We start from the raw sequence: 1,099 nt of genomic DNA on the forward strand, positions 1-1,099 counted from the left end.
ATGACGGACTTGCTTGTCGGCTCCGCGCTCTTCGGCTTAAGCGTTCTCGCGTGGCTGCTGATCCTTGCGGCTCAGATCCTGCGCGGCAGGCGAGGACGGCTCGCAGTCGGAGCGGCGAACGACATCGCATTTGGCTGGGTGGACTGGCTCTCATAGCTGGCCGGTCCAGGGACAGCGTTGGAGCTGCCGAACCTCTTGTTCCAGAAGGACCGGCAGCTTCGGACGACCGCCCGCCGCGCGCCAGATGAGTGCGTCGGGCAGCGCGCTAACCGGCCTCGCGACCGGGCAGCGGTGAGCCGGCTAGAAAGGCCGCGTAGTCATCCCGAACGTCTTCGTCGACGTGGGGTTGCTGGCTGGAGTATCGCCCGTCGGTGCGATCGCGCTTGGGCCCTGACATCCAGAACTCTTTGCCTGTTTCGACGTCGTAGAAGTTGGAATCGAAGTTGGCCCTGGCCGTCCCTGTGACGCGTGCCAACGTTCGCCCGTGGACGTATGCCGTCCGCCAGCTGCGTGTGAAGCGCACTCGGGCGATCCAGGCGGGCCCGCGATCCGTGTTGTGACCCGTCTTGAGCTGGAGGTACATGATCCGCTCGGCCATTCAGGCAGCGTAAGACTTTGAATCAGAGTGTGCCCCAGGGTTTCCGACTCGCGGCATGACCGGACGTCTCGCAGAGACACCCCGAGGACCTGCGGCGAGGTACGTTCGTCGGGTGCCGACCGATGACAAGTTGCCATACGAGGTCGCGGGGAAGACCGTCTTCGTGACGCCGGGAATGCTTGAACGGCTGTCGTCGCCAGATGGCTGGGCCAGCCTCACCGTCGAAGAACTCGCCGAGGTGGGGATCCTCCCCGGCATGTCGCCGGTCGAAGAGGAGCCGCCGCGCGGGGAGTTCAGGCCCGCGAAGTAGCCCATGCACGGACGCGCGGCTGGCCCATCGATCTACCGGTCTGCGGCAGATGAGGATGAGCGCTGCGTCTTGGCTCTTGGAACTACCTGTTGTCAGGGCTGTAGTCACGGGGGTTTTGGGGACGCGCGAGCCCCTGCCAGAACGTGGAGTCACGAGGATGTCGTTGAACGAGCTCCGGGAGGACAGGGTCT

2 protein-coding genes are annotated in these 1,099 nt (G+C 64.9%); one reads left to right on the top strand and one right to left on the bottom strand.

Going from position 1 to position 1,099, the window contains the following annotated elements; genetic code table 11:
- Window positions 1–265: 265 nt before the first annotated feature.
- Window positions 266–598, bottom strand: coding sequence for a hypothetical protein (locus AB4030_RS22350; protein WP_442281398.1), 333 nt, complete (start codon window positions 596–598; stop codon window positions 266–268).
- Window positions 599–710: 112 nt separating this feature from the next.
- On the opposite strand from AB4030_RS22350, the gene AB4030_RS22355 reads away from it, so the two are divergent.
- Window positions 711–908 carry a hypothetical protein gene (locus tag AB4030_RS22355; RefSeq protein ID WP_056825450.1) on the top strand — a complete coding sequence of 66 codons (198 nt, stop codon included), beginning with the start codon at window positions 711–713 and terminating at the stop codon, window positions 906–908.
- Window positions 909–1,099: the final 191 nt, after the last annotated feature.

The organism is Terrabacter sp. 2YAF2 (assembly GCF_052114705.1).
In the GTDB taxonomy this organism is placed as follows: Bacteria; Actinomycetota; Actinomycetes; order Actinomycetales; family Dermatophilaceae; genus Terrabacter.

Coding starts and splice junctions, on each gene's coding strand:
- AB4030_RS22350 (WP_442281398.1), bottom strand. CDS start 598: ATGGCCGAGCGGATCATGTACCTCCAGCTCAAGACGGGTCACAACACG.